Annotated in this window: 1 protein-coding gene; it reads right to left on the bottom strand. The window is 66.5% G+C overall.

What is annotated here, in order from left to right; all coding sequences use genetic code 11:
- A partial coding sequence (locus tag B7449_RS18865; protein ID WP_048884081.1) for a hypothetical protein occupies nt 1–218 on the bottom strand: 218 nt, incomplete at both ends.

A 218-nucleotide genomic window follows, 5' to 3' on the forward strand; every position in this document is an offset into this window, starting at 1 on the left:
CGGCCAGGCCCAGCTTCGCACATGACGGCGAACCCACCGATGCGCCCGAGGTTCCAGATCCCTGCCTCACCGTTCTTCGCGGCCAGGCGGACCTGGGACAGGAGCCATGACCCGGCCTTCTCGCGCTCGCTGACGTCCCCCTTGTCCCGACGCAATACGAACGCATCCCCCTTCGTGGGCTGACGGCTGGCAATATCCGCCTCGATAAGCGGGATCTG

Source organism: Komagataeibacter intermedius TF2, assembly GCF_000964425.1.
GTDB lineage: Bacteria > Pseudomonadota > Alphaproteobacteria > Acetobacterales > Acetobacteraceae > Komagataeibacter > Komagataeibacter intermedius.